This is a genomic window from Variovorax rhizosphaerae (assembly GCF_037889975.1).
Taxonomy (GTDB): domain Bacteria; phylum Pseudomonadota; class Gammaproteobacteria; order Burkholderiales; family Burkholderiaceae_C; genus Variovorax; species Variovorax rhizosphaerae.
The window spans coordinates 127,807-150,879 of sequence record NZ_JBBKZT010000008.1 but is presented as its reverse complement, the minus strand read 5'-3'; the positions used below and the strand labels follow the sequence as shown (position 1 = coordinate 150,879).

Below are 23,073 nucleotides of genomic sequence, written 5' to 3'. Positions count from 1 at the left end.
GGGATGGTACGCACTGGCGGCGAGCAAAGCAGGGCTGACAGACAGGCTCATCCAGTGAGCCTGTGGCCGGATAGGTTGAGCTGGTCCTCCAATGAGACTGTCGTCCGGCCTCGTCCATTCTGATCGGCTGCGAGGGTGCGGATCGATCGCTGCGCCGCCGCTCGTTGTACCGTCAATGAAAAGTCTCCCAAGCGGCAATACTTCACGAAGCAATTTGCTCAACTTTTCATTGCGACCTAAAAGGTCGGTAAAATTGCGCACATGGAGCAGCGAGAAGCAGCACCAACAACCCTTCAAAGGACGTAACCCCATGAACTCTTTGACGCCCCCATGACGATCCTCGCGCCCGGCGCCGAAAGTCGGCTTCGATGAGGATCACTCCCCCCATCACCGACTATCGCCCGCCGACGCCACGTGACCTGCAGTTGCTCAAGGAGCAATTTGGTCTTACGGCCTACGAGATGGCGCGTCTTTTCGCGGTCCAACCCGAACAGTGGCGCAAGCACACGGGCGGCCAGACACCTCGGGAAATTGGCGTTGCGCGCGCTTTCTTCATGGCGGCTTTCCAGGTGCTGAGCGACGAAGAGATCGAACGCGTGGTGGCGTACATGGCGAGCTTTGGCGCACGCTGGAACATGGACGCGGAGCCGCCGCCGCGGCCTGAGCCGCGCTACCGCCAGCGCGACGAAGCGTCCTAGGCCCGCGATTCGCTGTTCTTGAAGCGAGCCATTTCGCTAGTCGGTGCGTTGGCGGGGACGACCGTGCGCCACGGCTGGTCGGCCACTGTGTGCCGACCAATACTCCGCCGCCAAGACCTCGGTCGGTGGAAAAAGAAATCAGGGAATCCCGCTAAGCCTCTCGGCATGGCCTGTGGTCATGGCTGCCGGCACTTGCCTGCCGCAGAGAGAGTCGATTGAAAAACCGGACTCAGCTGACTGACGAAATCGCAGTTCAGCTTCGCATCTGAAATTGGAGTTGTTCATGGATTTCGTGGAACTTGCCGCGCAGTATTGGCACGTCGGACTGATCGGCCTGGCTCTATTTGGCTTCTCAGTTCATTTCGTGGCCCGATTCATCATTCCTTCGTTCGAACTGAAGAAGGAGTTGAAGTCCTCAATCGCCGCGTTGAAGGCTTTGCGCACGAATTCCAAGAGTGAACTTGTAGACCTCGAAGTGATCGGGAGAAGCGCCATGTCTGGCGTAACCCTGGACCACCTCTGGCGCGAATACACCAAGACCCTGCATGCGCAGAAGCAAGACGATGGTCTGGGTCAAAGCCGTGTCATGCGCTGGCGCTCAACTGCCCTCGCGGAGACTTTCTTCACCGAGCAGGCCATCGTCGAAAGTCGCCTGGGGACAGAGTTTTTCAAGCACTTGCCGGGCGTCCTCACCGGGCTGGGGATCATCGGAACCTTCAGCGGATTGATCCTGGGGTTGATCCACTTCAAGGTCTCTACGGATGTCGCCGAGACCTCGGCAAAGCTTGGCGAACTGGTGACATCAGTGGGCCACGCGTTCTATGTGTCAGCTGCGGCCATTACCTTAGCGATGCTTTTTACGTGGATCGAGAAGGCGATCGTCGCCGCTCGATACCGCCAGACGGAAGAGTTGCGCGAGCAGATAGACAGCTTGTTCGAGAGCGGCGCCGGCGAGGAGTACCTTGAGCGACTGGTCGCGTCATCGGAAAACGCCGCCACCCAGTCGGCCCAGATCAAGGATGCCCTGGTGGCCGATCTGAAGGTCATCCTGACGACGCTGACCACCCAGCAGATGGAAGCTCAATCAGCGCTGGCCGCTCGGCAGATCGAGACCCAGCAAGCCTTGGCGGCACAGCAAATGGAGGCCCAATCACGCAGTGTTGCCCAGATGTCGACGGACATCAGCCAGGGCGTCGCCAGGAGCCTCGAAGGGCCGATGAATGAGATCAAGAAGGCGGTGACGGGACTTGGCAGCGGTCAAGGCGAGGCCGTCAATGACTTGCTCAAGAACGTGCTTGGCGACTTCACCGCCCAGATTCGCGAAATCTTCGGCAAGGAGATCTCAATCTTGACCGATCGCATGACCTCTGCGAGCACGTCGATGGAGGCTACCGCCACCGAGTTCGCGAAGCTGGCGGCGAACATGAGCACCGCCGGCACTCAGACTGTCGACGCCATGGGCAACAAGCTCGGAGAGGTCCTGGAAATCATCGACCGGCGCCAAGCGGCGATGAACGATCAAATGAATGAGTTCGTGCAGCAGATCAAGACCGTCGTGGACAACTCTCAATCCAGTTCCACAGCGGCCGTTGAAAGCATGCTCGGCAACGTCACGACGAAGATGAACGAAGTCGTGGGCGAACTGAAGCGGCAGGCCGAGGAAGCGGCGCGAACGCATCGCGCCAATCAGGACGTGCTGCAAAAAACGACCCAGACTGTTGCCGATTCATTGTCCAAGCAGATCGCCGATCTGCTCGAGCAGTCCAACAAGACCAACGAGACCCTCCAGGTCACGGTGGAAGGCCTGACCCAGGCAACAACTTCCGCCGTGTCGGGCCTGAACTCCGGCGCCCAAACGCTCCAGTCCGCTGCCACCGAGTTCGCGCGCGCCGGCGACGGTGTGTCGAGCACGATGCAGGCGTCTGCGGAAGCGACGGAGCACATCAAGGTTTCCGCCAACCAACTCGCCCATGCGACCGATGGCGCCAAGGCGGTGCTCGGGGACTACGCGCAAACCCGCGACACCTTCAGGTCAATGGTTCAGGCACTGGAAAGGACGATCGAGAACGCCAGCCGCGAGGCCTCGATGACGTCCGAAATCGTCAACGGCTTCAAGGGCGCCGCGGACCAACTGACTTCGGCGCAGATCGAATCCGAGAAGTACCTCAAGGGCGTGACCGACGTCCTGGTGTCCGCGCACGGGGAGTTCAGCAAGAACCTCACGCGCACACTCAAAGAGGGCAACTCTCAGTTCCACATCGAACTGTCTGGCGCCGTGCAATCACTGTCCAGTGGCATCAAGAATCTGGCGGATGTCCTGGAAGAAATTCCCGCGGCGGCGTAAGCAATCATGTTTGGAATCAAGACCCCAAGGCGGCGCGCGTCCGGCGATGAAGGAGAGAAGCCGTTCTGGATTTCCTTCTCCGATCTGATGACCGCGTTGATGGTGCTCTTTCTGGTGGCCATGGTCGTCGCGCTGATGTCGATCACAAAGCCTCGGCCGTCACCGCCGCCCCCGCAGCCAGGAGTCGATCCGAAGGTTGCCATCGCTGCCTGCGTGGCCGAAGTCACGGCGCTGACGAAGCTCGACGAATTCAAAGGCATAGAAGTTCGAGATCATTCGATCGATTTCAAAACCCTGGTCCGCTTCCAGGACGGCGAGCACAAATTCGAGAAGGCTGGCGACGAGCAGTTCGTGCGCAAGTTCGTTCCGCGCGTGCTCACGATTGCACGCTCGGGCCAATGCGATGGATGGCTCAAGCGCGTGGTGGTCGAAGGCTTCGCGAGCAACACGGGTGACTACCTGTTCAACCTCAACCTGAGCTACCTGCGTTCTCAGCGCATCTTGTGCACCTTGCTCACTTCGCAGACACCGGACGCACTGTCGCTGGTCGATCGCAAGCTGGTCCAGACCCTCTTTCTGGCCGGTGGATCGTCCTTCAACACGACCTTCGGCACGCCGGCGCAGATGCGGCGAGTAGAGCTGAAGCTGGAGTTCTGGGACAACCCCACCCATGATCGGCCGGCGGAAATCCCCTTGGACCCGGGCCTTCGATGCCCCAACGACCGATGAATGACTCAGTCCTCCAACTGCGCGAGGGACTCGCGCGGACCTTCTGGCCCGCATCCGCACCGTTCGAATGGGATCTGCCGCTGGATGTCATCGAGAAGGCGCGAGAGTTCGTCGAGAAGATGCATGGCGACTCCGCCATCCCCCAGATCGCGACAGAAACAATCCTCGAAGCCATCAAGCGGTTCCGCGATTCGGGCCGCATCGAAGGCTTTCGTGAACTCAGGAACATCTGCCTTGGCGTCGGGGCCGTCAACGCCGCCGGCTTGTGCGTGTTGTCCGATCCGACACTGAGCGACACCGTATTCCGGGCGGCGGAGGGACAATCGAATCCCCGCCGGAGAGTGCGTGCGTTTCAGGCATTGCTGTTCGCCTATTGGACCTTTCCGGTTCACGCGAGCGGCACCAGTGAAGCCGCTCTGGGAGGGTGGCGCGGGCTGCGAACCTGGCTCGAGAGTGAATACCGACGCATTACGCGACGCGCGGACTCCATGCCATCGTGGTTGGTGGCGCTGTCGCGCCATCGAAACCTCCTGACCGACAGGCCTTGCGACAAGTACGGCGCGGAGCTATTGAATGGCAATGCCTCGGGCTTGGAAAGCGCACGCAAGGAGCTTTCCATTCCTGTGGATTCGTGGGTTTTCGAGGAAGTGCTCCTTGCTCAAATGAGGGCGGCATCGGCGCTTCGCGATGCGGCATTCAAAGCCACCCTGACCCGACTCATTCTCCTGGCCACGGGCAAGGCGGAGATGTCTGTCAGCGAGCCGCTCAGGATCAAGTGCGTCGCGATTCTGGTCTCGCGCTACTCGCGCTGCGCCGACACCTCCGAGGACGTCGACCTGCGTGACGCCGCGACGACGACGATCGGCAATCCCTGGGTTCATCGCCTCAAGTGGCAAGCATGGGTGCGTGACGACGAGGGGCCCGACGAAGGGGCTCGAGAGATGGTGCTGGGCTGGCTCAGCAAGCGCTTGATCACCGACTTCTTCGAATTGCTGAGTGCCGACGGGATGAACGAGCGTAGGCGCTTGACCTATTGGCTCCGATTTGCGGAGCACATCAAGGGCGGAATGTGGTTCGCTCTTGGCTCTTCGACGCACATGCGACTCGCCACGCAGTTCACCGATTTCTACAAGCGGGCAAAGGATCACATCCTGAGGCTCGACGGCGGCGGAGCCGACAACAACGCATTCCTCATGCGTATCGGAGACTATCTCGCCGTCGAGTTCGGCGAGAGTGGCAATGCCTTCTACCTGTACCGCTGGGATTCCCTGAGTCCTAGTCTCGTCAAGATGCTCGGCTCGGGAGGCGCGCGCGCCGGGGCGAACATCAGCGACCTCAAGAACAAGAGCGCGAGCTTGGACAACCTGAGCCACATGGACGCCCCGGTAGCCTTGAAAAGCTGGGAGCAAAAGTTCGAAGACGTGCTGGTGCCCCTGCTTGGCTGGGCACCGGAGCAGCGCCCCGCCTGCGTTCCCGCCCTGGAGGCTGCGATCGGCGCGACCGTGGATGTCAAGGATTTGCGCCGGGACGGCGGCGCGCTGTGGATCAAGGAGCTTGACGGCGCGTCGACACGCGGGCGCAGGCTGCAAAAAATGGGATTCAAATTTCGCGCCGGACGCGGTTGGGCAAAGGACTAAACAATGTTCTGGACGAAACTCAAATCGAAAGTGGGCACGCCGAGAGCCGCGGCCCCTGACGCAGCCACCATTTCCGTCTCCTGGGATGAGGAGGGTGCACATTTTTCGCCTTCCGCACCGCGAGACGACTTCCTATCGGTACCCACGGAATTCGGCCTGCACGAAGAACGCGTCCTGGCGTTGCGCCAGCTGGAAGAGGAAGGCATCGCCAACAAGACGAGCGGCGGCGTCTTTCTTCCCTGGTCAGACTTCTACAAGGTCCAGGGGTCGCCCGAGCATGGCGACCTGACGGAACTTCTCGGATTGCCGGCAGAGGAGTCGTGGAAGCCCGTACTGTCGAGCGTCGACACGCTGGCCGATTCGACTTTCGGCGTGAGCCTTCGGGAATGGATCGGTCCGAATGGCAGCCGGCCCCGGGGAAATGTCGTCGTGAATGGCGCGGTATTGACCAGCCAAGGGCATTCCGCTGTGCTGCCAGTCGCGTCCTGGCGCACCGTGCAAGCGGTCGTCGAACAACGTCGTCGTCCGGTCGACTCGCGCACGCCGGATACGAACAAGCGTGATTGGTCGAGCATCCGGCGCGAGGCCATTCGTGCCGGCGCGGACCTCAGCGACTACTTGCGCAAGACCGTCGTGCTGACGCCTGCTCAATTGCGAATCGAAATGCGAAGGGGAGACCGCGCGCTCGGTGAACTGGTCGAGGTGATGCCGGGGTTCGAAGGTCAACCCGAGCGATGGCTGGAGATGTTCGACCGGTTCGACGCCGTACCGGAGCGCTACGAAATACCCGACGGCAATGGCCTGGTTCATGTGCTGTTGTCGCCCGAGGTTCGCACCGTGCTGCGCGAGATCCGCCGCATGCCCAACCGGCGCATCGCGGGTGACAGGGCGGAGGCGTTCGTGCGCAACCCCTTCGCGACACTGGGGCCGGATGCTGCCAAGGTGATAGATCCAGCGCAGTTTGAAAGCGCCCGCCTGAAAGCGGGAATCTCTTTCGCGCGTTTCACCGCCAAGGTTGTCCGTGACGACAACGATCGCCTCCGTGAGGTCGCGTTGACCATTGAAGAGCCACTGGCCGATGAAGTTCGTACCGAGGAAGTGAGCTTCGAGAATCCGCAGGCGCTGGAGCGCTTCCTCAAGAAGCTCCAGAGCCGGATGGACGCGGGATCCGAATGCTGCCATTGGGAGGGCTTCGACCTCGAGATACTGGGAGACACGCCGGATCAAGCCGAGCGTTTGCGTGCGGCGCTGGACGCATGGTTGCGCCCGGCCAGGATCAACTCCGCCGACATCTTCGACCTGAGCAAATACTCGGATCGAATCATCGGATTTGGCGATGAAAAGCCCTACTACTCGCCCTTCATCGCCAGGAAGGACGACGACGAGGGCTGGTATCCCGAGAACGTGGACCTGGGCCTTTGCTTCACGCCCGAGGACGGTGGCGAAACGATTGCGGTGGCACTGGATGCGAAGAACCTGAAGCACTTTCGCAAGGAGTTGGAACGCGCCGTCCAGGAGAAGCGGGAGGAGTTTTCGTTTCCCGGTTTCCCCAAGCCGGTGCCGGTGAAGTGGGCGAACGAAGCGATGCAAACCCTCGGTCAGGTGCAAGACGACTTAGAGCGCCGCGTCTTCGACCCGGAGAAGGCCAAGCGCGCGTCACCATCCGGATATCGCAAGGGCCTGGTGGTCAAGGCCAACGTCGATGCCATTGACTATGAACAGCGGCGCGGCCTGCTCGAGGCCTGCGACATGCCGGCCGTGCTGCCGTCGGCATTGCGGGGTCATATCCGACTCAAGGATCATCAACTTCAGGGCGTGGCATGGCTGCAGCACTTGTGGCGGCATTCGCCCGACGCTTGTCGAGGCGCCTTGCTGGCGGACGACATGGGTTTGGGCAAGACCATTCAGTTGCTGTCGTTCATGGCGGCGGCCATCGAGCAAGATCCAGACATTGATCCACTCCTCGTGGTGGCTCCCGTTTCGCTGCTTGACAACTGGCGGGATGAGATCGACAAGTTCTTCACGCCCGGGGCCATGGAAGTGCTGACGCTCTACGGGCCGGCGCTGGCTTCCAAGCGCGCCCCCAGGAGTGCATTGGACGACGAGCTCGTCCAATCGGGAGCGCCGAAGTTGTTGCTTCCAGGATGGCTGGGTTCGGCCAAGGTCGTTTTGACGACGTACGAGACGCTCCGCGACCTGGAGTTTTCCTTGGCTGCGCAACGTTGGTCCATCATGATTTGCGACGAGGCCCAGAAGATCAAGAACCCGAATGCCATGGTGACGCGGGCCGCGAAGAAGCAGAACGTGCGGCTCAAGATCGCGTGCACCGGGACGCCGGTGGAAAACACGCTGACCGATCTGTGGTGCCTGTTCGACTTCATCCAGCCAGGGTTGCTGGGATCGCTCAAGGACTTCGGCGGCAAATACCGCAAGCCTATTGAAGCGGAGACGGACGAGGAGAAAGAGCGCGTCAACGAGCTGCGGGCGTTGATCGAACCGCAGAAGCTCAGGCGCACCAAAGCCGAAGTCGCCAAGGACCTTCCCAGAAAGATTGAATCCAGGGGTTGCAGGCAACTGCCGATGTCGCCTCGACAGCGAGCGCTATACGCCAACGCCGTCGCCCAGTTCCGTTCGCGCGGAAGCGGTCAACCTAGCGTCGGGCTTCAGTCCCCGCTGGGCTTGCTGCAGTACATCCGCAGGATCTGCTCCGATCCCAGAGCGCCTGGCCACATCGCCACCGATGCGGAGCCCATCGCGGATATCGTGGCGCACTCGCCAAAGATGGCCTGGATGCTGCGCCAACTGCAGGAGATCAGGATCGGCGGAGAGAAAGCAATCGTCTTCTGCGAGTTCAGGGACTTGCAGCGAACCTTGCAGCGAGCCATCTCCGAGCGATTCGACTTCGTCCCGGACGTCATCAACGGTGACACCTCGACTGCTTCGGCCAGCGCGAACAACCGTCAGAAGCGGATCAAGGCCTTTCAGGACAAGCCAGGGTTTGGCGTGATCATCCTGTCGCCCCTGGCGGTTGGATTTGGCGTGAACATTCAAAAGGCCAATCATGTCATTCACTTCACCCGCACGTGGAATCCGGCAAAGGAAGACCAGGCCACGGACCGTGCCTACCGGATCGGCCAGGAGAAGGACGTGCATGTCTACTATCCCGTGGTGGTGGCCGACGACTTCATGACCTTCGACGTAAAGCTCGACAAGCTGCTGGAAAGAAGGCGCGCCCTTTCCGCCGACATGCTCAATGGTTCAGGAGACGCCGGCCCCGAGGACTTCGGCGACCTGGAGGCTCCGGATGGCGGCAATGCCTTTGGCAACGATGCCCTTCGCGCGGACGATATCGAATCACTCGATCCCGCCGCTTTCGAAGCCTTCTGCGCGCTGATGTGGAGCAAACTGGGATACACCAAGACCATACGAACTCAGGGTTCCGGGGACGGCGGCGTTGATGTCGTGGCAATTCGAGGCACCGAGGGCGCGCTGATCCAATGCAAGAGCTCCTCGGTCGAAGGCAAGGAGCTCGGATGGGAGGCAGTGAAGGATGTCGCGGCGGGCGCCGCCGCCTACAAGACTCGCTTTCCCGGTGTCGACTTTTCGATGATCGCGGTGACCAACAGGCGATTCAACGGGACCGCGCGGCAGCAGGCTCAGGCGTTGAATGTTGAGTTGATGGAAGGTGACGACCTGGAGGCGCTGCTGGCGCGCCACCCCATGAAACAGGGCGAACTGGTGCGATTTTTGATGTCCAGTTGGGCTACTACGCCTTATTAGTGCAATGCAGCTCGCGCCAGCGGCGGCCGACAATGACAACGTCAAGTCATCAGCGCGAAGGCGCCCGCCCTGGCCCGGCCCGACGATCCAGGAAGCGACCACGGCGCCCGCGCCGAAGCAAGCGCCCTGCGGAATGCCGCTGACGAAGCGTGCGAGCGTGAACATGCCCCAGCCCGTGGCGGTGGCCGACATGACATTGCCAAGGACGAAGATCGCCATCAGGACCAGCAGCAGGTGCTTGCGGTTCAGCTTCGCGGCCAGGATGTCACGGCAGGACCTCCGAGCAACGACGCCGAAGGCATAGGCCTCGATGGCATGCGTGGCGGTGGAAATGTCCAGGTCCAAGCTGGCGGCGAACAGCTGAAGAATGCCCATGCTTACATCTCGGACGTCCCGATGCAGAAGGGTGCCGAGTGCAAGCGCCAGCAAGGTCAGCTTGCGACGACGCGATTGTCGCGTGTCGGCGCAATGAGTCTCCACCGAGGCGCACTGCGGTTGTCCAACGAGTTAACGCGCCTGCGCACCATGCTGCAGGACCTGCTGTTCATCTGGAAGCGCTACGGCATGCGGCCCGCGCCGAAGGCCGAAGCGCTGGCGCCGGCGCGGACATCGGCACTGGCTGCGCTGGACGCCGTGGTGCTCGGCCAGCAGGCCTTCGACCCGTCGCGCGCCGATCATCTGGTCACGATCGCGCCGAACAGCTACGTGGAGTTCGAGTTCGTGCCCGCCCTGACGGCGCGGCTGCGCGAGCTGGCGCCGGGGATTCGCCTGCGCACCTTGCCCTTCGGCGCCGACATCGCCGCGACGGGGGTCACTTCCGGTACCACGGCGATGGTGCTCGGCCGCATCACCGATGCGCCGGACAACCTGGTCTTGCAGCACATCGCGGAGGACGGCCTGGCCTGCGTGGTGCGTGCCGACCATCCGAAGGTCGGCACGAAGATCACCAAGGCGCAATACGAGCGCATGAAGCACGTGAACCTGCTGCCCGCGGGACGGCGCCTGCGCGCGGGGCTGTTCCAGGCGCTGGAGCGGGGAGGGCTCAAGCTGGACGTCGCGGTGACGGTCACCCACTTCATGTCGATCCCCGAAATCGTGGCGGCCACGGACTACCGCGCGACGCTGCCGAAACTAATCTGCCGGCGCATGGCTAGCGATTCGAGGTTGAAGGTGCTGCCGGCGCCGGTCGACTTGGCCACGTTTCCGATGCAGATGGCCTGGCACGCCGCCACGACCCCAGCGCATGTCTGGCTGCGCAACCTGGTCACTGAACGTGGCTGCATCAGTGTGAGCGAAACCCTTTCGTTGATGCGGACCTTCCCTACTCCGGCAGCGCATTCAGCACGTAGATGGCTTCGACCAGAGCCGACGGCGCGGCGCCAGGCGGAAAGCTCTGGCGGAACACCTTGGCGATCTCGCCACTGCGGTAGGTCTCGGCCAGGGCGCGGTTGACCGCCAGCCGCATGTCCGGGTCGCGTCGCATCATCAGCGAATAGCTTTCCATCGACAGGTAGTCCTCGCTGAGCCGCAGGGTCGCACCCGCCGGGCCGCCCGTGACTTCACCCACGAGGATCAGGCTGTCGGTGGCGAAGGCATCAGCCCGTCCGTCGCGCACCGCGGCAATGCCGTCGGAGCTGGTCTGCACCGCGACCAAGACCGGCACGATGCCACGCGAAGACAGCCCCTTGAGCACCTGTTCCGTGGTGGTGCCAGGGATGACAGCCACCCGCTTTGCGTTCAGGTCCACCGCACGGCCAATCGACGAGGATGCCAGCGAAACGAAGGAGCTTCCCTCGACCCAGATGGGATTGCTGAAGTCGACCTGCCGCTCACGACCCAGCGTGCGCGAAGTGCTGCCGCATTCCAGGTCGACGCTGCCGTCGTTGACGGCCTGCATCCGTGTCGATGCCGTCACAGGCACCCACTGCACGTCCAGTTTGGCAAGCTTGAGCTGGGATTGCAGGGAAGTCGCCACGCGCTTGCACAGTTCCACCGAATAGCCTGCCGGTGCACCGTCAGCGCCCTTGAACGAGAACGGCTTGGCATCCTCGCGATAGCCCAGCTTGAGGGTCTGGGACTGGCCGATGCGGGCGAGCGAGTCTCGGGGCACGGAGCCAGGCCCGCTGGCGCAGGCCGCGAGCAACGCGGACACCAGGAGTGGCGCCACCAGCGTCAGAAGTCGTGAATGCATGCGTGGTCCTCAGGCAATCAATAGTTGCGTGCCGACAAGTCCAGGCCGACACATTCGCTGGACTCGACAACCCGCGTTGCAAAGCCGGCGGATTGTGAGGCCCGCTACCGCTGTTGGCAACCGGAGCCGCTCGAGCACGCCAATGAGCTTGCCGAAATCATCGCTTTCGCGCGTCGTCCATGTTGTCAAGGGCGATGCGCAGCGCCTGAACGCCACGGCGACCACCAATCCGGTCAGAATGATTCCGCACACGCCGATCAAGACCGCGACCACCCGCGTGGAGCCCGCCTTGGGAACGAGGTCGCCATAGCCAATGGTCAGTCCGGTGATGAAGGGGAAGTACAACCCGTCGCTCAGTGGCCAACCTTCCAGCCTCGCGACGAGCACGCCCAGCAATGCCGTGATCATGAGCAGCACCGACAATATCGGCCAGAGGATGCCCGGGCCGCGCGAAAGTTCATGAACAAAACGACGTCTCAGAATCCTCGGTCTGGTCATTTGGAACGCGCTGGCTGGCGGTGGAAATAGGGACGCTCACGGTGGCTCGGAAAGCAGGGATCGACGTCCATCACCTGTTTTCTGGTTCATCAAGGCACTGCGGGCCTCGGTGACGGAGGGTTCATCCTCGTCAATCCATAGGTCGAAAGGTCCTTTGCAGAGAGCCAGGTCACACGATCCGATGGTGTTTGCATCATCCGGTCATGCAGGGACGTTGGCAGGTTCATCTCTTCGAGGTATTGCCTTGCCTGGACATTGACGCCCGCGTACTGGGCCTTCGTTGCCCGGGCGGAGGTCACCCCGTCGTTTTGAAGGTAGGGGCGATGAACGCCGACGCGACCGCCAACGTATCGCGCTTGCCCCGCAGCCAGCAGATACACACAGGCGCTGACACATGTAGCGCCGACCTCCACGCGCGTCGTGAAAGCGTACTTCCTGATGGTCCTGCCAATGGACATTGCGACCCAGACATTGCCGCCGGGACTGTCAAGGGCCACATTGACAGATCCCATGCGAGGCGGCGACGTGCGCATGCCACGGCTCGCACTGAAGGTCACTGCCTCCTGTCGCGCGGTGTCGGCAATGGCGGTGAATGCATCGAGATCCGCCTGGACAATTTCGCCATTGATCGAGATTTGCGGAGGCCGATTGCCAGCGGCGGGCCGATACAGAACGCGCGACGAGGCGGGGAGCAAGTGGGCGCAAGCGCCCAACAAGCAGATGGCGGCGCGCCAGATCCTGTATCCGTGCATGACAGTGAGATTCCCAACCGTGACGCACCGGATTCGGCAACACAATCCCGCACGAGTCAATCGGCCTGGATGGCTGGGAAACACCCTTCCTACTTCACCCTTGGTCGACAGCAAGCGGCCTCACAGCGTGAGATCGTCGAGCGACCCGCAAAGACGGCAAACGCTGCCGACTGGCCACCCGACAGCGCCGTGCAAGCCCGAACTCGATCGACATGTGCCGCTACGCTGGGAGCAGTTCCCCAGAAGCGCCAGCCCGATGACGGCGCAATGCGCCCTCCATCGAGTCGCACTGCGGTGCATAGGCTTCGTTCAGCATGTCCTGCTGTCCTCCATAGCCCCCAGGGCCGGGCCATGCCCAGCCCGCCCTCAGCGGGGGATTGAGTCGAGATGGCGAAGCCACCTCGACTCAAGAGTGATGCGTGCCGGGCTCAGATGCCGTGGGGCAGCGGCGCTTCCGCATTCACGAGACTGGCCCGTCGCAGCTCACGCCAGAAGTCCTCCGGCACCACCGCTTCAAGCGCGGCGCGGTCCTCCGCGATGCGACCCGGCTGGCTGGCCCCGGGGATGACGGCAGCCACCGCGGGATGCGCCAGGGAGAACTGCAGCCCTGCAGCCTTCATCGTCACGCCGTGGCGATCGGCGATCGCCTTGATGGCCTTGACCTTGGCAAGGATCTCCGGCGTGGCCGGCGCGTATTCGAAGTTCGGTCCGCCGACCAAGGCGCCCGAGCTATAGGGACCGCCGACGACGATGCCCAGGCCGCGCGCCGCCACCTGCGGCATCACGCGTTGGAGTGCCCGCGCGTGGTCGAGCAGCGTGTAGCGGCCGGCGAGCAGGAAGCCATCCGGACTCGGCCCTTCAAGGCCCAGCAGCAGTTCGATCGGTTCCACCCGGTTCACGCCCAGGCCCCAGGCACCGATCACGCCTTCGTCGCGCAGCCGGTCCAGCGCCTTGAAAGCGCCCTTGCGCGCCGTCTCGAACACGCCGAGCCACTCGTCACCGTAGAAGTCCTGGGCGACGTCATGGACCCAGGCGATGTCGATGCGGTCGGTCTTGAGGCGCTTCAGGCTGTCTTCGATCGAGCGCAGCGTCGCGTCTTCCGAATAGTCGTTCACGATCCGGTTGGCGCGGCCATGCCTGAACACATCGCCCTTCTCGCCGAGGTCGCGCGCGCTGACGTCTTCCACCTCGTCGAGGATCAGGCGGCCGACCTTGGTGCTGATGACGAACTCGTTACGGTTGCGCCCCGCCAGCGCCTCGCCCAGTCGGGCTTCCGCCAGGCCTGCGCCATAGAACGGCGCGGTGTCGAAGAAGCGGATGCCGTCGTTCCACGCGGCGTCCACGGTGGCGCGCGCTTCCTCCTCGGGAATGGCGCGGAACATGTTGCCCAAGGGGGCGGTACCGAATCCCAGGTTGCCGGGAAGAAGGCTCTTCAATGTCATGGTGATCTCCTGTGAATGACGCAATGATGGGCGCCCTCAAGAAATTGATCCAATGTATTTCCTCCATTCCAGATTTATCGATCACAATATTTCTGGATGCGATACGACCTGAACCTCTTGCCCATCTTCGTCACCCTGCTGGAAGAGCGCAGCGTGACCCGCGCGGCGGATCGCCTGGGCATGACCCAATCGGCGCTGTCCAACGCGTTGACGCGCCTGCGCACCATGCTGCAGGACCCGCTGTTCATCCGGGAGCGCTACGGCATGCGGCCCACGCCAAAGGCCGAAGCGCTGGCACCGGCGCTGACATCGGCACTGGCTGCGCTGGACGCGGTGGTGCTCGGCCAGCAGGCCTTCGACCCGTCGCGTGCCGATCACCTGGTCACGATCGCGCCGAACAGCTACGTGGAGTTCGTGTTCGTGCCCGCGCTGACGGCGCGGCTGCGCGAACTGGCGCCGGGCATTCGCCTGCGCACCTTGCCCTTCGGCGCCGACATCGCCGCGACGGGGGTCACGTCCGGTACCACGGCAATGGTGCTCGGCCGCATCACCGATGCGCCGGACAACCTGGTCGTGCAGCACATCGCGGAGGACGGCCTGGCCTGTGTGGTGCGTGCCGACCATCCGAAGGTCGGCACGAAGATCACCAAGGCGCAATACGAGCGGATGAAGCACGTGAACCTGCTGCCGGCGGGCGGGCGCCTGCGCGCGGGGCTGTTCCAGGCGCTGGAGCGGGGAGGGCTCAAGCGGGACGTCGCGGTGACCGTCACCCACTTCATGTCGATCCCCGAGATCGTGGCCGCGACGGACTACTGCGCGACGCTGCCGAAGCTGATCTGCCGGCGCCTGGCCGGCGATGCGAGGTTGAAGGTGCTGCCGGCGCCGGTGGATCTGGGCACTTTTCCGATGCAGATGGCCTGGCATGTGCGCTATCGCGATGACCCCGCGCATGTTTGGTTGCGTGGCCTTGTTGCGGAGGTCGCTGCCTCTTTGTGAGTGAGGGAGAAATCTGCACTGCCGGTCAGGAGCGCGGAGCCGTCGGAGTGGCACGCTTCGCCGGCCGGACGCTGCTTCGAGCAAGGGCGACCTGGGTGAACTTGGCATGAAGACTGCTTGCTGACTCTCGCGCGGACCCCGAACGGCAAGGCGTGGCCCATTGCTGCCTATCGGCGGCGCAAGCCGAACGTCGAGGATGCGGACGATAGCGCTGACAGTGGGGTTCATGTCGCCGCGTCCTCTGGGCTGCAAGCGCTGCGCCCGAATTCAGCGCGTATGAAACCCGCTTGGTCAATGAAATTGCGCAGGACCCGGTAGAACCCGGGTTCTGCACGATCGTGAACTGCAATTTTTGACTTCAGTTACCTTGAAGATGTTGATCTGCGATTCCCGGCACCTTGACCACGCTCCCACTCAATCCAGTTGTAGATGGGTTGTCTCTATCGGCTGTTGAAAAGAAGTGGTGGTTTGGCGAAGCTACGCGCCTGGCCCTCACATGCGGTCAGGCAATCTGCAGCGTGACCCTATAGCGCTGCGCGCGCTCGGCATAGTCTTGAGCGTTGCTCGACAGGCCGGCAACTTCCTCCGCCCGCAGTTCTCGCAGGACCTTGGCCGGACACCCAACGATGAGTACGTTGTCCGGAAACACCTTGCCTTCGGTGACCACGGCGCCGGCGCCGACGATGCTGTTGCGTCCGATCTCGGCGCCGTTCATGACGATGGCCTGGATGCCGATCAGCGAGCCATCGCCGACCTGGCAACCGTGGAGCATCGCTTGGTGGCCGATGCTCACACGCCGGCCGATGCGCAACGGAAAGCCGATGTCGGTGTGAAGCACCGCACCCTCCTGCACATTGCTGTCCTCGCCGACCTCGATGCGCTCGTTGTCACCGCGGATGACCGCGTTGAACCAGACGCTTGCGCGGCGCCCGAGCGTGACGCAACCGATGACCGCGGCGCCAGGCGCGACCCAGGCGCCTTCGTCGATCTTCGTTTCATAAGGGGGCAGGCCGTAAATGGTCATGGTGTCTTTCTGTTCCTGCACTAGGCAGTGGGATAAGTGCCCGCTACCAGGATGCGGCGGTCCACGTTGCGGATGTCCGTATGGCCGCAGAAGGCCATGCTGACGTCGAGTTCCTTGTGAATCATCTGGAGCATGCGCGTGACACCCGCCTCGCCCATCGCACCCAGGCCATACGCCATAGCTCGCCCGACGAGGGTGCCGCGAGCGCCCAGCGCCCAGGCCTTGAGCACGTCCTGGCCGGAACGGATGCCGCCATCCATCCAGACCTCGGTGCGGGCACCGACAGCATCGACGATGGCGGGCAGCGCGCGGATGGAGGATGACGCACCGTCGAGCTGCCGTCCGCCATGGTTGCTGACGACGATCGCGTCGGCGCCGGCCTTCACCGCCAGCCCGGCGTCTTCGGCTTCCATGATGCCCTTGAGGATCAGTTTGCCGTCCCAGCGCTCACGCACCCACGCCACGTCGGCCCACGACAGGCGCGGGTCGAACTGCTCGTGCGTCCAGGCCGACAGGGAGCGCATGTCGCTCACCCCATCGACATGACCCACCAGGTTGCGGAAGGTGTGGCGCTTCGTGCGCGCCATGCCCAGGCACCAGCCGGGCTTGGTGGCCAGGTTGACCAGGTTGCCGAAGGTGGGCCGCGGCGGCGCGGTCAGCCCGTTCTTCAGGTCCTTGTGGCGCTGGCCGATCACCTGCAGGTCGAGCGTCAGCACCAGCGCGCTGCAGCGTGCGGCCTTGGCGCGTTCCATCATCCTCTCCATGGCCGCGCGGTCGCGCATCATGTAGAGCTGGAACCAGAACGGCGCGCTCGTGTTCTCCGCGATGTCCTCGATCGAACAGATGCTCATCGTCGAGAGGGTGAAGGGGACGCCGAACTTTTCGGCCGCCTTGGCCGCCAGGATCTCGCCGTCCGCATGCTGCATGCCGGTGAGTCCCACGGGCGCGATCGCCACCGGCATGCGGGCTGCCTGGCCCGCCATCGTGGTGGCAGTGGAGCGGTTCTCCATGTTCACGGCCACGCGCTGGCGCAACTGGATCGACTGGAAGTCGCTCTCGTTGCGACGATAGGTTTCCTCGGTCCACGAGCCTGAATCGGCGTAGTCGTAGAACATCCGGGGTACGCGCCGCTTCGCGAGCACGCGAAGGTCTTCCACGCAGGTGATGACGCTCATGTGGCCGCCGTATTCAAAGGAAACCGATGGACAGCCACGGCACCGCCGCGACGAGGATCGTGCCCACGAGCAACGCCAGCATGTAGGCGATGATGGGACGAATGCCCTTGTCGGGATGGACCCTCCCGATGGCGCATGCCGCGTAGTAGCCCACGCCCAGCGGTGGTGCGAACAAGCCCAGGCCCATCGACAGCACGACCACCATCGAGTAGTGCACCTCGTGGATGCCAAGCTGGCGCGCAATCGGGAACAGCAGCGGCCCGAACAGCACGATGGCCGGGATGCCTTCAAGCACCGAGCCGAGGATCACGAAGGTGACCAGCGAGACGGCCAGGAAAATCGGCGCGCCGCCCGGCAACCCGCCCATGATCTGCGCCAGCGAACTGGAGAAGCCCGACTGCGTCAACCCCCATGCCATGGCCGTGGCGGTGCCGATGATCAACAGGATGGCACCCGAAAGGGACGCGGTGGCCACCAGCATCGGCCCGACGCGCTTCCAGTCGAACTGGCGGTACACCAGCAGGCCCGACAACACGGCGTAGACGATGCCGATGGTCGAAACCTCGGTGGCTGTGGCGACGCCTTCGACGACTGCCGCTCGGATGATGAAAGGCAATGCCAATGCCGGCACCGCGATCGCCGCCAGCTTGGCCACCTGGCCCCAGGAAGGCCGGACCACATGGCTGAGATCCTCACCCCGGGCGCGGAACCAGACGACGACGCACAGCGTGAGCCCCAGCACTACCGCGGGCAGCAGGCCGCCGGTGAACAGCGCCGCGATCGAGACGCCGGTCACCGAGCCGATGGTGATGAGCACCAGGCTCGGCGGCACCGTCTCGGTCTGCGCGCCGGTGGCCGACAGCAACGCCACGAGGTCGCCTTCGCTGGCGCCGCGATTCTTCATTTCGGGGAAGAGCGCCGGCGCCACCGCCGCCATGTCGGCAGCCTTGGACCCCGAGATGCCGGAGACCAGGTACATCGCGCCGACCAGCACATACTGCAGGCCGCCGCGCACGTGACCCAGCAGTCCCGCGAGGAAGGCAATCATGGCCTTGGCCATGCCCGTCATCTCGATCAACAGCCCGAGGAACACGAAGAGCGGCACGGCGAGCAGGATCAGGTGGGACATGCCTTCGTCCATGCGGCCGACGATCACGGGCAGCGCGGTGTCCGTTCCCAGTGCCAGGTAGCCCATGGTGCCGAGACCGAACGCGAAGGCGATGGGAATGCCGCTGAACACGCTCGCCGCCACCACACCCACGAAGAAGATCAGCAGGTTGAGCCGGCCCAGGTTCTCGAACACACCGTGGCCGAGTGCGAAGGCGCCGACCAGGATCGCCACGATGGCAAGTGCCTTGGTGCTCATGCGCCAGTTCGCATCCTTGAACAGCCGCAGTACCGAGAACAGCATCATCAAGGCGATGCCGACCGGCAGTGCGCCTGCCCGCCAGGCGTTGGAGACCTCCAGCGCCGGCGTGGTGATGAAGCGTTCTTCCGACGCGTACTCCCACGCCGGCCACGCCACCATCGCCAGGAAGGCCAGCGATGCGCACGTGCTGATGGATTCAAGCAACTGCTGGCGAGCGGGCGTCTGCCGCGAGACCACCGCCGTCATGCGCATGTGCTCGCCACGCCGCAGCGCGACCACGGCCCCGAGCATGGCCAGCCAGATGAAGAGCATCGAGGCGAGTTCGTCGGACCAGATGAGCGGCTTGTGGAACACGAAGCGCGCCACGACGCCGGCCAGCAGCACGGCGATGTCCGCCAGTACGAGCCCGCCTGCAGCGAACTCAACGGCGCGGCCCAGCATGCGATCCAGGCGCGCGGCCGGCGAAGAAGGGTTCAGCAGCGACGCCACCTGCAGGCCGTGACCGTGCGCGTGCGGAGGGGCCGCTTCGGTGGCAGGCCGGGTGTCCGGCGGGACATCGTGTCCCGCCCGTGCGGCGTTGGTCACGGTGCTCATGCCAGCTTGCCGACGGAGCGTTCGAGCAGGGACCAGGCCTCGTCGCCGTACTTGCCCTTCCACTCGGCGTAGAAGCCAGCCTTGCGAAGCTGGTCGCGAAAGGCGACGGGGTCCGGCTGATTGAAAGCCATGCCCTTCGTGGCGAGGTCCTTCTGCAACCCGGTATTCAGCTGTGCCACGTCGTCGCGCTCCTTGAGCGCGGCAGCATTGATGTGCTTGGCAACGATGGTGCGCAGGTCCGGTGGCAGCTTCTCCCAGGCCTTTCGGCTGGCCAGGAACCAGAACCCGTCCCACATGTGGTTGGACAGCGAGCAATACTTCTGCACTTCGAAGAGCTTGGCCGTCGAGATGATGGCCAGGGGGTTCTCCTGGCCGTCGACGATCTTCGTCTGGAGCGCGGAATAGACCTCCGCGAAGTTGATCGATGCCGGCGCCGCGTCGAGCGCCTTGAACATCGAAGTCCACAGCGGCGACACCGGCACCCGGATCTTGAAGCCCTTGAGATCGGTGGGTGTCGCGATGGGCTTGCTGGACGACGTGATCTGGCGGAAGCCGTTGTCCCAGATCTTTTCCATCGGCACGATGCCGGCCTTGGTGATCTGTGCGCGGATGTAGGCGCCCAGGTCGCCGTCCATTGCCTTCCACACGCTGGGGTAGTCGTTGAACGCGAAACCGACGCCGCTGATCGATGCGGCAGGCACCAGCGTCGACAGGATCAAGCCGGAAAGGGTGAAGAACTCGACGCCGCCCGAGCGCAACTGGCTCAGAACATCGGTGTCGGAGCCGAGCTGGTTGTTCGGAAAGATCTGGATGTCGACTCGCCCATTGGTCTCGGTGCGGATGGCGTCAGCCATCTCCTTGGCCCGCAGGTTCATCGGATGCGTGACCGGCAGGTTGTTCGCATACTTGTAGGTGAACTCGGCCTTGGCCTGCGAGAAGGCGCTGCGCAGCGGGGCTGCGACAACTGCGGCCGCAGCGGCGCTGCGAAGGATGGTGCGTCGTGAAATGTTCATGTCTTGTCTCCGTTATGGGGTGGTGTAGCGATGGAATTCGGTGTCAGGCGTGGACTGCAGGCTGCAGTTCGCCGCGTTCGATGAGGCGCGTGCGAATGTCTTTCTTCGTGACCTTGCCGTAGCCGGATTTGGGCAACGAATCCCAGAAGAGGAAATGACGTGGCCAGCGGTACTTGGCGCAGCGCCCGTCCAGGTGCGCGAGCAAGGCCTCGGCGGTGAGGCCGGAATGGCTTGCGACGATGACTGCGACGCCGATCTCGCCCCACTTCTCGTCGGGCATACCGAGCACGGCGACTTCGGCCACGCCTGGATGCGTGAGCAGGACTTCTTCCACTTCGCGCGGGTAGACGTTGGAGCCGCCCGAGATGTACATGTCGGACTCGCGTCCGGTGATGTAGAGCAAGCCCCTGTCGTCCATGCGGCCGAGGTCGCCGGTGTGGAACCAACCGCCGCGCAAGGCCTTTTCGGTGGCTTCGGGGTTGTTGAAGTAGCCCGCGAATACCGCAGGGCCGCGACAGCAGATCTCGCCGACCGTGCCTGCGGGCACCGGCTGCATCTGGTCGTCGAGGATGGCAACCTGCATGCCGGTGCGCGGGCGTCCGCAGGAGCCGACGTTGGCGTTCGGATCCGTGTCTTCGGCGGCGTGCATGGAGGGCGGCAGCACCGTGATGCAACCCGTGACCTCGCCCAGGCCGAAGTACTGCACCAGCACCTTGCCGAGCTTTTGCAGTGCGCGCTTCTGGTCGGCCCGGTACATGGGCGCGCCGGCGTAGATCATGTAGCGCAGCGAGCTGTGGTCGTAGCGGTCGACGGCCGGATCTTCGACCAGCATCTTGACGATGGTCGGAACCGTGAAGACGTTGCTGACGCGGTGCGCTTCGACCAGTTGCCAGAAGATCTCGGGCTCGAGCTTGTCGGAGGGCAGCAGCACGGTTGCAGCGCCGCGTGCGACGTTCAGCAAGGCGTGGATGCCTGCGCCATGCGACAGCGGTGCGACCGCGATGGAGCGATCGTTCTCGTCGGTGCCGGGGATCAGGTCGGCGAGGTGGTTGGTCACCACGAAGGCCATCTGACCGTGGGTCAGCATCGCGGCTTTCGGGCGGCCGGTGGTGCCGGAGGTGTAGAAGTACCAGAGCGGTGTGTCGGCTTCGACTTCCGCGGCCTCATGCGGTGCACCGAGGTTCGCCGCGACCAGGCTTTCGTAGCCGATCTCGCCATCGCGTGCCTTGCCGATCGTGACGACGTGCCGCAGGCGCGAAGAAGCCTCCTGCACCGCGTCGACGTGACTAGCGAAACAGTCCTCTGCGAGCATCACGGTCGCTTCGCTCGAACTGCCCAGATAGGCGATCTCGGGTGGCGTGAGCCGAAAGTTGGTCGGCACCCAGACCGCGCCGAGGCGGAAGGCGGCCCAGCAGCTTTCGAACAGCGCCGCGTTGTTGCGCGACTGGACGAGCATCTTGTCGCCGGCTTTCACGCCCAGCGAGCGCAGCCCCTGCACCAGCGCATTGACGCGGGCGTCGATCTCGCGCCACGTCCAGACACGCTCGCCCTGGATGAGCCCTGCGCGTTCAGGGAACAGCGCCGCCGTTTGCGAAAGCAGCGACGCAAGGTTCGCGACCTGGTGATGGCTCACACGGCCTCCAGCACACTGAGATAGTTCGCGACCGCGGCGCCGCCCATGTTGAACACCGCGCCGAGCTTGGGATTGCCGACCTGCATGTCGCCTGCCGTGCCGGAGAGTTGCATCGCCGCCATGACGTGTTGCGACACACCGGTGGCGCCGATCGGGTGGCCACGCGATTTCAAGCCACCCGAAAGATTGACCGGAAGCTTGCCGTCGCGGCGCGTCACGCCATCGAGGATCACCCGTGCGCCTTGGCCGTGCGGCGCGAGGCCCATGGCTTCGTACTCGAGCAGTTCGGCCACGGTGAAGCAGTCGTGCGTCTCGACGAAGCCCAGGTCGTCGAGCTTGGCCCGCGCTGCGTCCATGCCGCGTTGCCATGCGAGCGCGGCCCCCTCGAAGCGCGTCGGGTCGCGTCGCGAAAGCGGCAGGAATTCATTGACCTGCGTGTGCGAGCGCCAGCGGATCGGCGTGACGGTGGCATTGCCATTGGGCTCTGCCGAGATGACCAGGGCAGCCGCGCCATCGGACACGAGCGAACAGTCCGAGCGCTTGAGCGGGCCGGCCACGAACGGATTCTTGTCGGACTCGTTGCGGCAGAAGTCGAAACCCAGGTCGCGGCGCATGTGCGCGTAGGGGTTGTGCATGCCGTTCGCGTGGTTCTTGGCGGCGATGGAGGCCAGCGCGTCGCTCTGGTCACCGAAGCGCTCGAAGTAGCTGCCGGCGATCTTGCCGAACACGCCGGCAAAACCGGAGGGCGTCTCGCCTTCTTCCTTGACGTAGGAGCAGCGCAGCAGGGTCTCGGCCACCTTCGGCGTGGGAACCGCGTTCATGATCTCGAATCCCACCACCAGCGCGCGCTTGACGCGCCCCGCTTGCACGGCATCCAGCGCGGCCCAGATGGCGGAGGAGCCGGTGGCGCATGCGTTCTCGGTGCGTGTGGCCGGCACGTGGCGCAGTTCAGGGAAGGCCAGCGCAACGAGCGAACTGGTGAAGTCCTGCGGCAGGAAGCCACCGTTGAAATGCCCGACGAAGATGCCGTCGATGTCGCCCGCTTGCAGGCCCGCCGTCTGCAAGGCCGGCTCGACGGCATCGCGGATGAGTTGCTCGGCGTCGACGGCGTCAAGCTTGCCGAAGCGCGTGTGGCCCCAGCCGATGATGTGCGGTTGCTGTGTCATGTCTTGGATCCTTGGGTGTTGCTGCGGATGTG

General features: G+C 63.7%; 16 protein-coding genes and 2 pseudogenes. 7 read left to right on the top strand and 11 right to left on the bottom strand.

All coding sequences use genetic code 11. The annotated features are described in order from the left end of the window. Window positions 1–368 precede the first annotated feature (368 nt). The 5 genes from WKW82_RS18175 (at window position 369) to WKW82_RS18155 (ending at window position 9,188) form a co-directional block, all read left to right on the top strand. Window positions 369–698 carry an XRE family transcriptional regulator gene (locus tag WKW82_RS18175; RefSeq protein WP_340343725.1) on the top strand — a complete coding sequence of 110 codons (330 nt, stop codon included), beginning with the start codon at window positions 369–371 and terminating at the stop codon, window positions 696–698. A gap of 283 nt (window positions 699–981) precedes the next feature. Continuing rightward, a complete protein-coding gene (gene zorA, locus WKW82_RS18170) occupies window positions 982–3,042 on the top strand; it encodes an anti-phage ZorAB system protein ZorA (RefSeq protein ID WP_340343724.1) in 2,061 nt (686 codons plus the stop codon). 6 nt (window positions 3,043–3,048) lie between these two features. Then, entirely contained in the window at window positions 3,049–3,771 is a 723-nt protein-coding gene (locus WKW82_RS18165; RefSeq protein WP_340343723.1) for a flagellar motor protein MotB, read from the top strand. Next, window positions 3,768–5,408, top strand: coding sequence for an EH signature domain-containing protein (locus WKW82_RS18160; protein ID WP_340343722.1), 1,641 nt, complete (start codon window positions 3,768–3,770; stop codon window positions 5,406–5,408). Before WKW82_RS18165 ends, WKW82_RS18160 begins: the two co-directional genes overlap by 4 nt. A gap of 3 nt (window positions 5,409–5,411) precedes the next feature. Next, entirely contained in the window at window positions 5,412–9,188 is a 3,777-nt protein-coding gene (locus tag WKW82_RS18155) for an SNF2-related protein (protein WP_340343721.1), read from the top strand. Window positions 9,189–9,314: 126 nt separating this feature from the next. Here WKW82_RS18155 and WKW82_RS40635 read toward each other — a convergent pair. Continuing rightward, window positions 9,315–9,563 (bottom strand): annotated as a pseudogene (locus WKW82_RS40635) (MFS transporter); the annotation flags it as partial. A 120-nt stretch (window positions 9,564–9,683) separates the two neighbouring features. Between WKW82_RS40635 and WKW82_RS18150 the strand changes: the two are divergent. Then, the gene (locus tag WKW82_RS18150; RefSeq protein ID WP_340343720.1) at window positions 9,684–10,640 is read left to right on the top strand and encodes a LysR substrate-binding domain-containing protein; all 957 of its coding nucleotides are present in this window, start codon (window positions 9,684–9,686) and stop codon (window positions 10,638–10,640) included. Here WKW82_RS18150 and WKW82_RS18145 read toward each other — a convergent pair. The 4 genes and pseudogenes from WKW82_RS18145 to WKW82_RS18135 form a co-directional block, all read right to left on the bottom strand. Beyond that, window positions 10,636–11,379: pseudogene (locus tag WKW82_RS18145) on the bottom strand (amino acid ABC transporter substrate-binding protein); the annotation flags it as partial. The gene WKW82_RS18150 and the pseudogene WKW82_RS18145 sit on opposite strands and share 5 nt — an antisense overlap. A gap of 9 nt (window positions 11,380–11,388) precedes the next feature. Further along, window positions 11,389–11,787, bottom strand: coding sequence for a potassium channel family protein (locus tag WKW82_RS18140; protein WP_340343719.1), 399 nt, complete (start codon window positions 11,785–11,787; stop codon window positions 11,389–11,391). 179 nt (window positions 11,788–11,966) lie between these two features. Then, the gene (locus WKW82_RS40630) at window positions 11,967–12,389 is read right to left on the bottom strand and encodes a COG3904 family protein (protein WP_422823523.1); all 423 of its coding nucleotides are present in this window, start codon (window positions 12,387–12,389) and stop codon (window positions 11,967–11,969) included. 668 nt (window positions 12,390–13,057) lie between these two features. Then, on the bottom strand, window positions 13,058–14,071 hold the full coding sequence (locus WKW82_RS18135; protein WP_340343718.1) for an aldo/keto reductase: 1,014 nt from the start codon (window positions 14,069–14,071) through the stop codon (window positions 13,058–13,060). A 96-nt stretch (window positions 14,072–14,167) separates the two neighbouring features. On the opposite strand from WKW82_RS18135, the gene WKW82_RS18130 reads away from it, so the two are divergent. Continuing rightward, the gene (locus tag WKW82_RS18130; protein ID WP_340343717.1) at window positions 14,168–15,067 is read left to right on the top strand and encodes a LysR family transcriptional regulator; all 900 of its coding nucleotides are present in this window, start codon (window positions 14,168–14,170) and stop codon (window positions 15,065–15,067) included. Between the two features lie 502 nt (window positions 15,068–15,569). On the opposite strand, the gene WKW82_RS18125 is transcribed toward WKW82_RS18130, so the two are convergent. From WKW82_RS18125 to WKW82_RS18100, 6 genes are all read right to left on the bottom strand, one after another. Beyond that, complete coding sequence (locus tag WKW82_RS18125; RefSeq protein ID WP_340343716.1) at window positions 15,570–16,091, bottom strand: gamma carbonic anhydrase family protein; 522 nt, start codon at window positions 16,089–16,091, stop codon at window positions 15,570–15,572. A 20-nt stretch (window positions 16,092–16,111) separates the two neighbouring features. Further along, window positions 16,112–17,266: an alpha-hydroxy acid oxidase gene (locus tag WKW82_RS18120; RefSeq protein ID WP_340343715.1), complete on the bottom strand. Its 1,155-nt coding sequence runs from the start codon at window positions 17,264–17,266 to the stop codon at window positions 16,112–16,114. A gap of 13 nt (window positions 17,267–17,279) precedes the next feature. Beyond that, window positions 17,280–19,076, bottom strand: a complete 1,797-nt coding sequence (locus WKW82_RS18115) for a TRAP transporter large permease (RefSeq protein ID WP_340343975.1) — start codon at window positions 19,074–19,076, stop codon at window positions 17,280–17,282. A 149-nt stretch (window positions 19,077–19,225) separates the two neighbouring features. Beyond that, the gene (locus WKW82_RS18110) at window positions 19,226–20,242 is read right to left on the bottom strand and encodes a TRAP transporter substrate-binding protein (RefSeq protein ID WP_340343714.1); all 1,017 of its coding nucleotides are present in this window, start codon (window positions 20,240–20,242) and stop codon (window positions 19,226–19,228) included. Window positions 20,243–20,285: 43 nt separating this feature from the next. Further along, a complete protein-coding gene (locus tag WKW82_RS18105) occupies window positions 20,286–21,875 on the bottom strand; it encodes an acyl-CoA synthetase (protein WP_340343713.1) in 1,590 nt (529 codons plus the stop codon). After that, window positions 21,872–23,041, bottom strand: a complete 1,170-nt coding sequence (locus WKW82_RS18100) for an acetyl-CoA acetyltransferase (protein ID WP_340343712.1) — start codon at window positions 23,039–23,041, stop codon at window positions 21,872–21,874. The genes WKW82_RS18105 and WKW82_RS18100 overlap by 4 nt, the downstream gene beginning before the upstream one ends. Window positions 23,042–23,073 lie beyond the last annotated feature (32 nt).

Coding starts and splice junctions, on each gene's coding strand:
- WKW82_RS18175 (WP_340343725.1), top strand. CDS start 369: ATGAGGATCACTCCCCCCATCACCGACTATCGCCCGCCGACGCCACGT.
- zorA (WP_340343724.1), top strand. CDS start 982: ATGGATTTCGTGGAACTTGCCGCGCAGTATTGGCACGTCGGACTGATC.
- WKW82_RS18165 (WP_340343723.1), top strand. CDS start 3,049: ATGTTTGGAATCAAGACCCCAAGGCGGCGCGCGTCCGGCGATGAAGGA.
- WKW82_RS18160 (WP_340343722.1), top strand. CDS start 3,768: ATGAATGACTCAGTCCTCCAACTGCGCGAGGGACTCGCGCGGACCTTC.
- WKW82_RS18155 (WP_340343721.1), top strand. CDS start 5,412: ATGTTCTGGACGAAACTCAAATCGAAAGTGGGCACGCCGAGAGCCGCG.
- WKW82_RS18140 (WP_340343719.1), bottom strand. CDS start 11,787: ATGATCACGGCATTGCTGGGCGTGCTCGTCGCGAGGCTGGAAGGTTGG.
- WKW82_RS40630 (WP_422823523.1), bottom strand. CDS start 12,389: ATGGGATCTGTCAATGTGGCCCTTGACAGTCCCGGCGGCAATGTCTGG.
- WKW82_RS18135 (WP_340343718.1), bottom strand. CDS start 14,071: ATGACATTGAAGAGCCTTCTTCCCGGCAACCTGGGATTCGGTACCGCC.
- WKW82_RS18130 (WP_340343717.1), top strand. CDS start 14,168: ATGCGATACGACCTGAACCTCTTGCCCATCTTCGTCACCCTGCTGGAA.
- WKW82_RS18125 (WP_340343716.1), bottom strand. CDS start 16,091: ATGACCATTTACGGCCTGCCCCCTTATGAAACGAAGATCGACGAAGGC.
- WKW82_RS18120 (WP_340343715.1), bottom strand. CDS start 17,266: ATGAGCGTCATCACCTGCGTGGAAGACCTTCGCGTGCTCGCGAAGCGG.
- WKW82_RS18115 (WP_340343975.1), bottom strand. CDS start 19,076: ATGCTGGGCCGCGCCGTTGAGTTCGCTGCAGGCGGGCTCGTACTGGCG.
- WKW82_RS18110 (WP_340343714.1), bottom strand. CDS start 20,242: ATGAACATTTCACGACGCACCATCCTTCGCAGCGCCGCTGCGGCCGCA.
- WKW82_RS18100 (WP_340343712.1), bottom strand. CDS start 23,041: ATGACACAGCAACCGCACATCATCGGCTGGGGCCACACGCGCTTCGGC.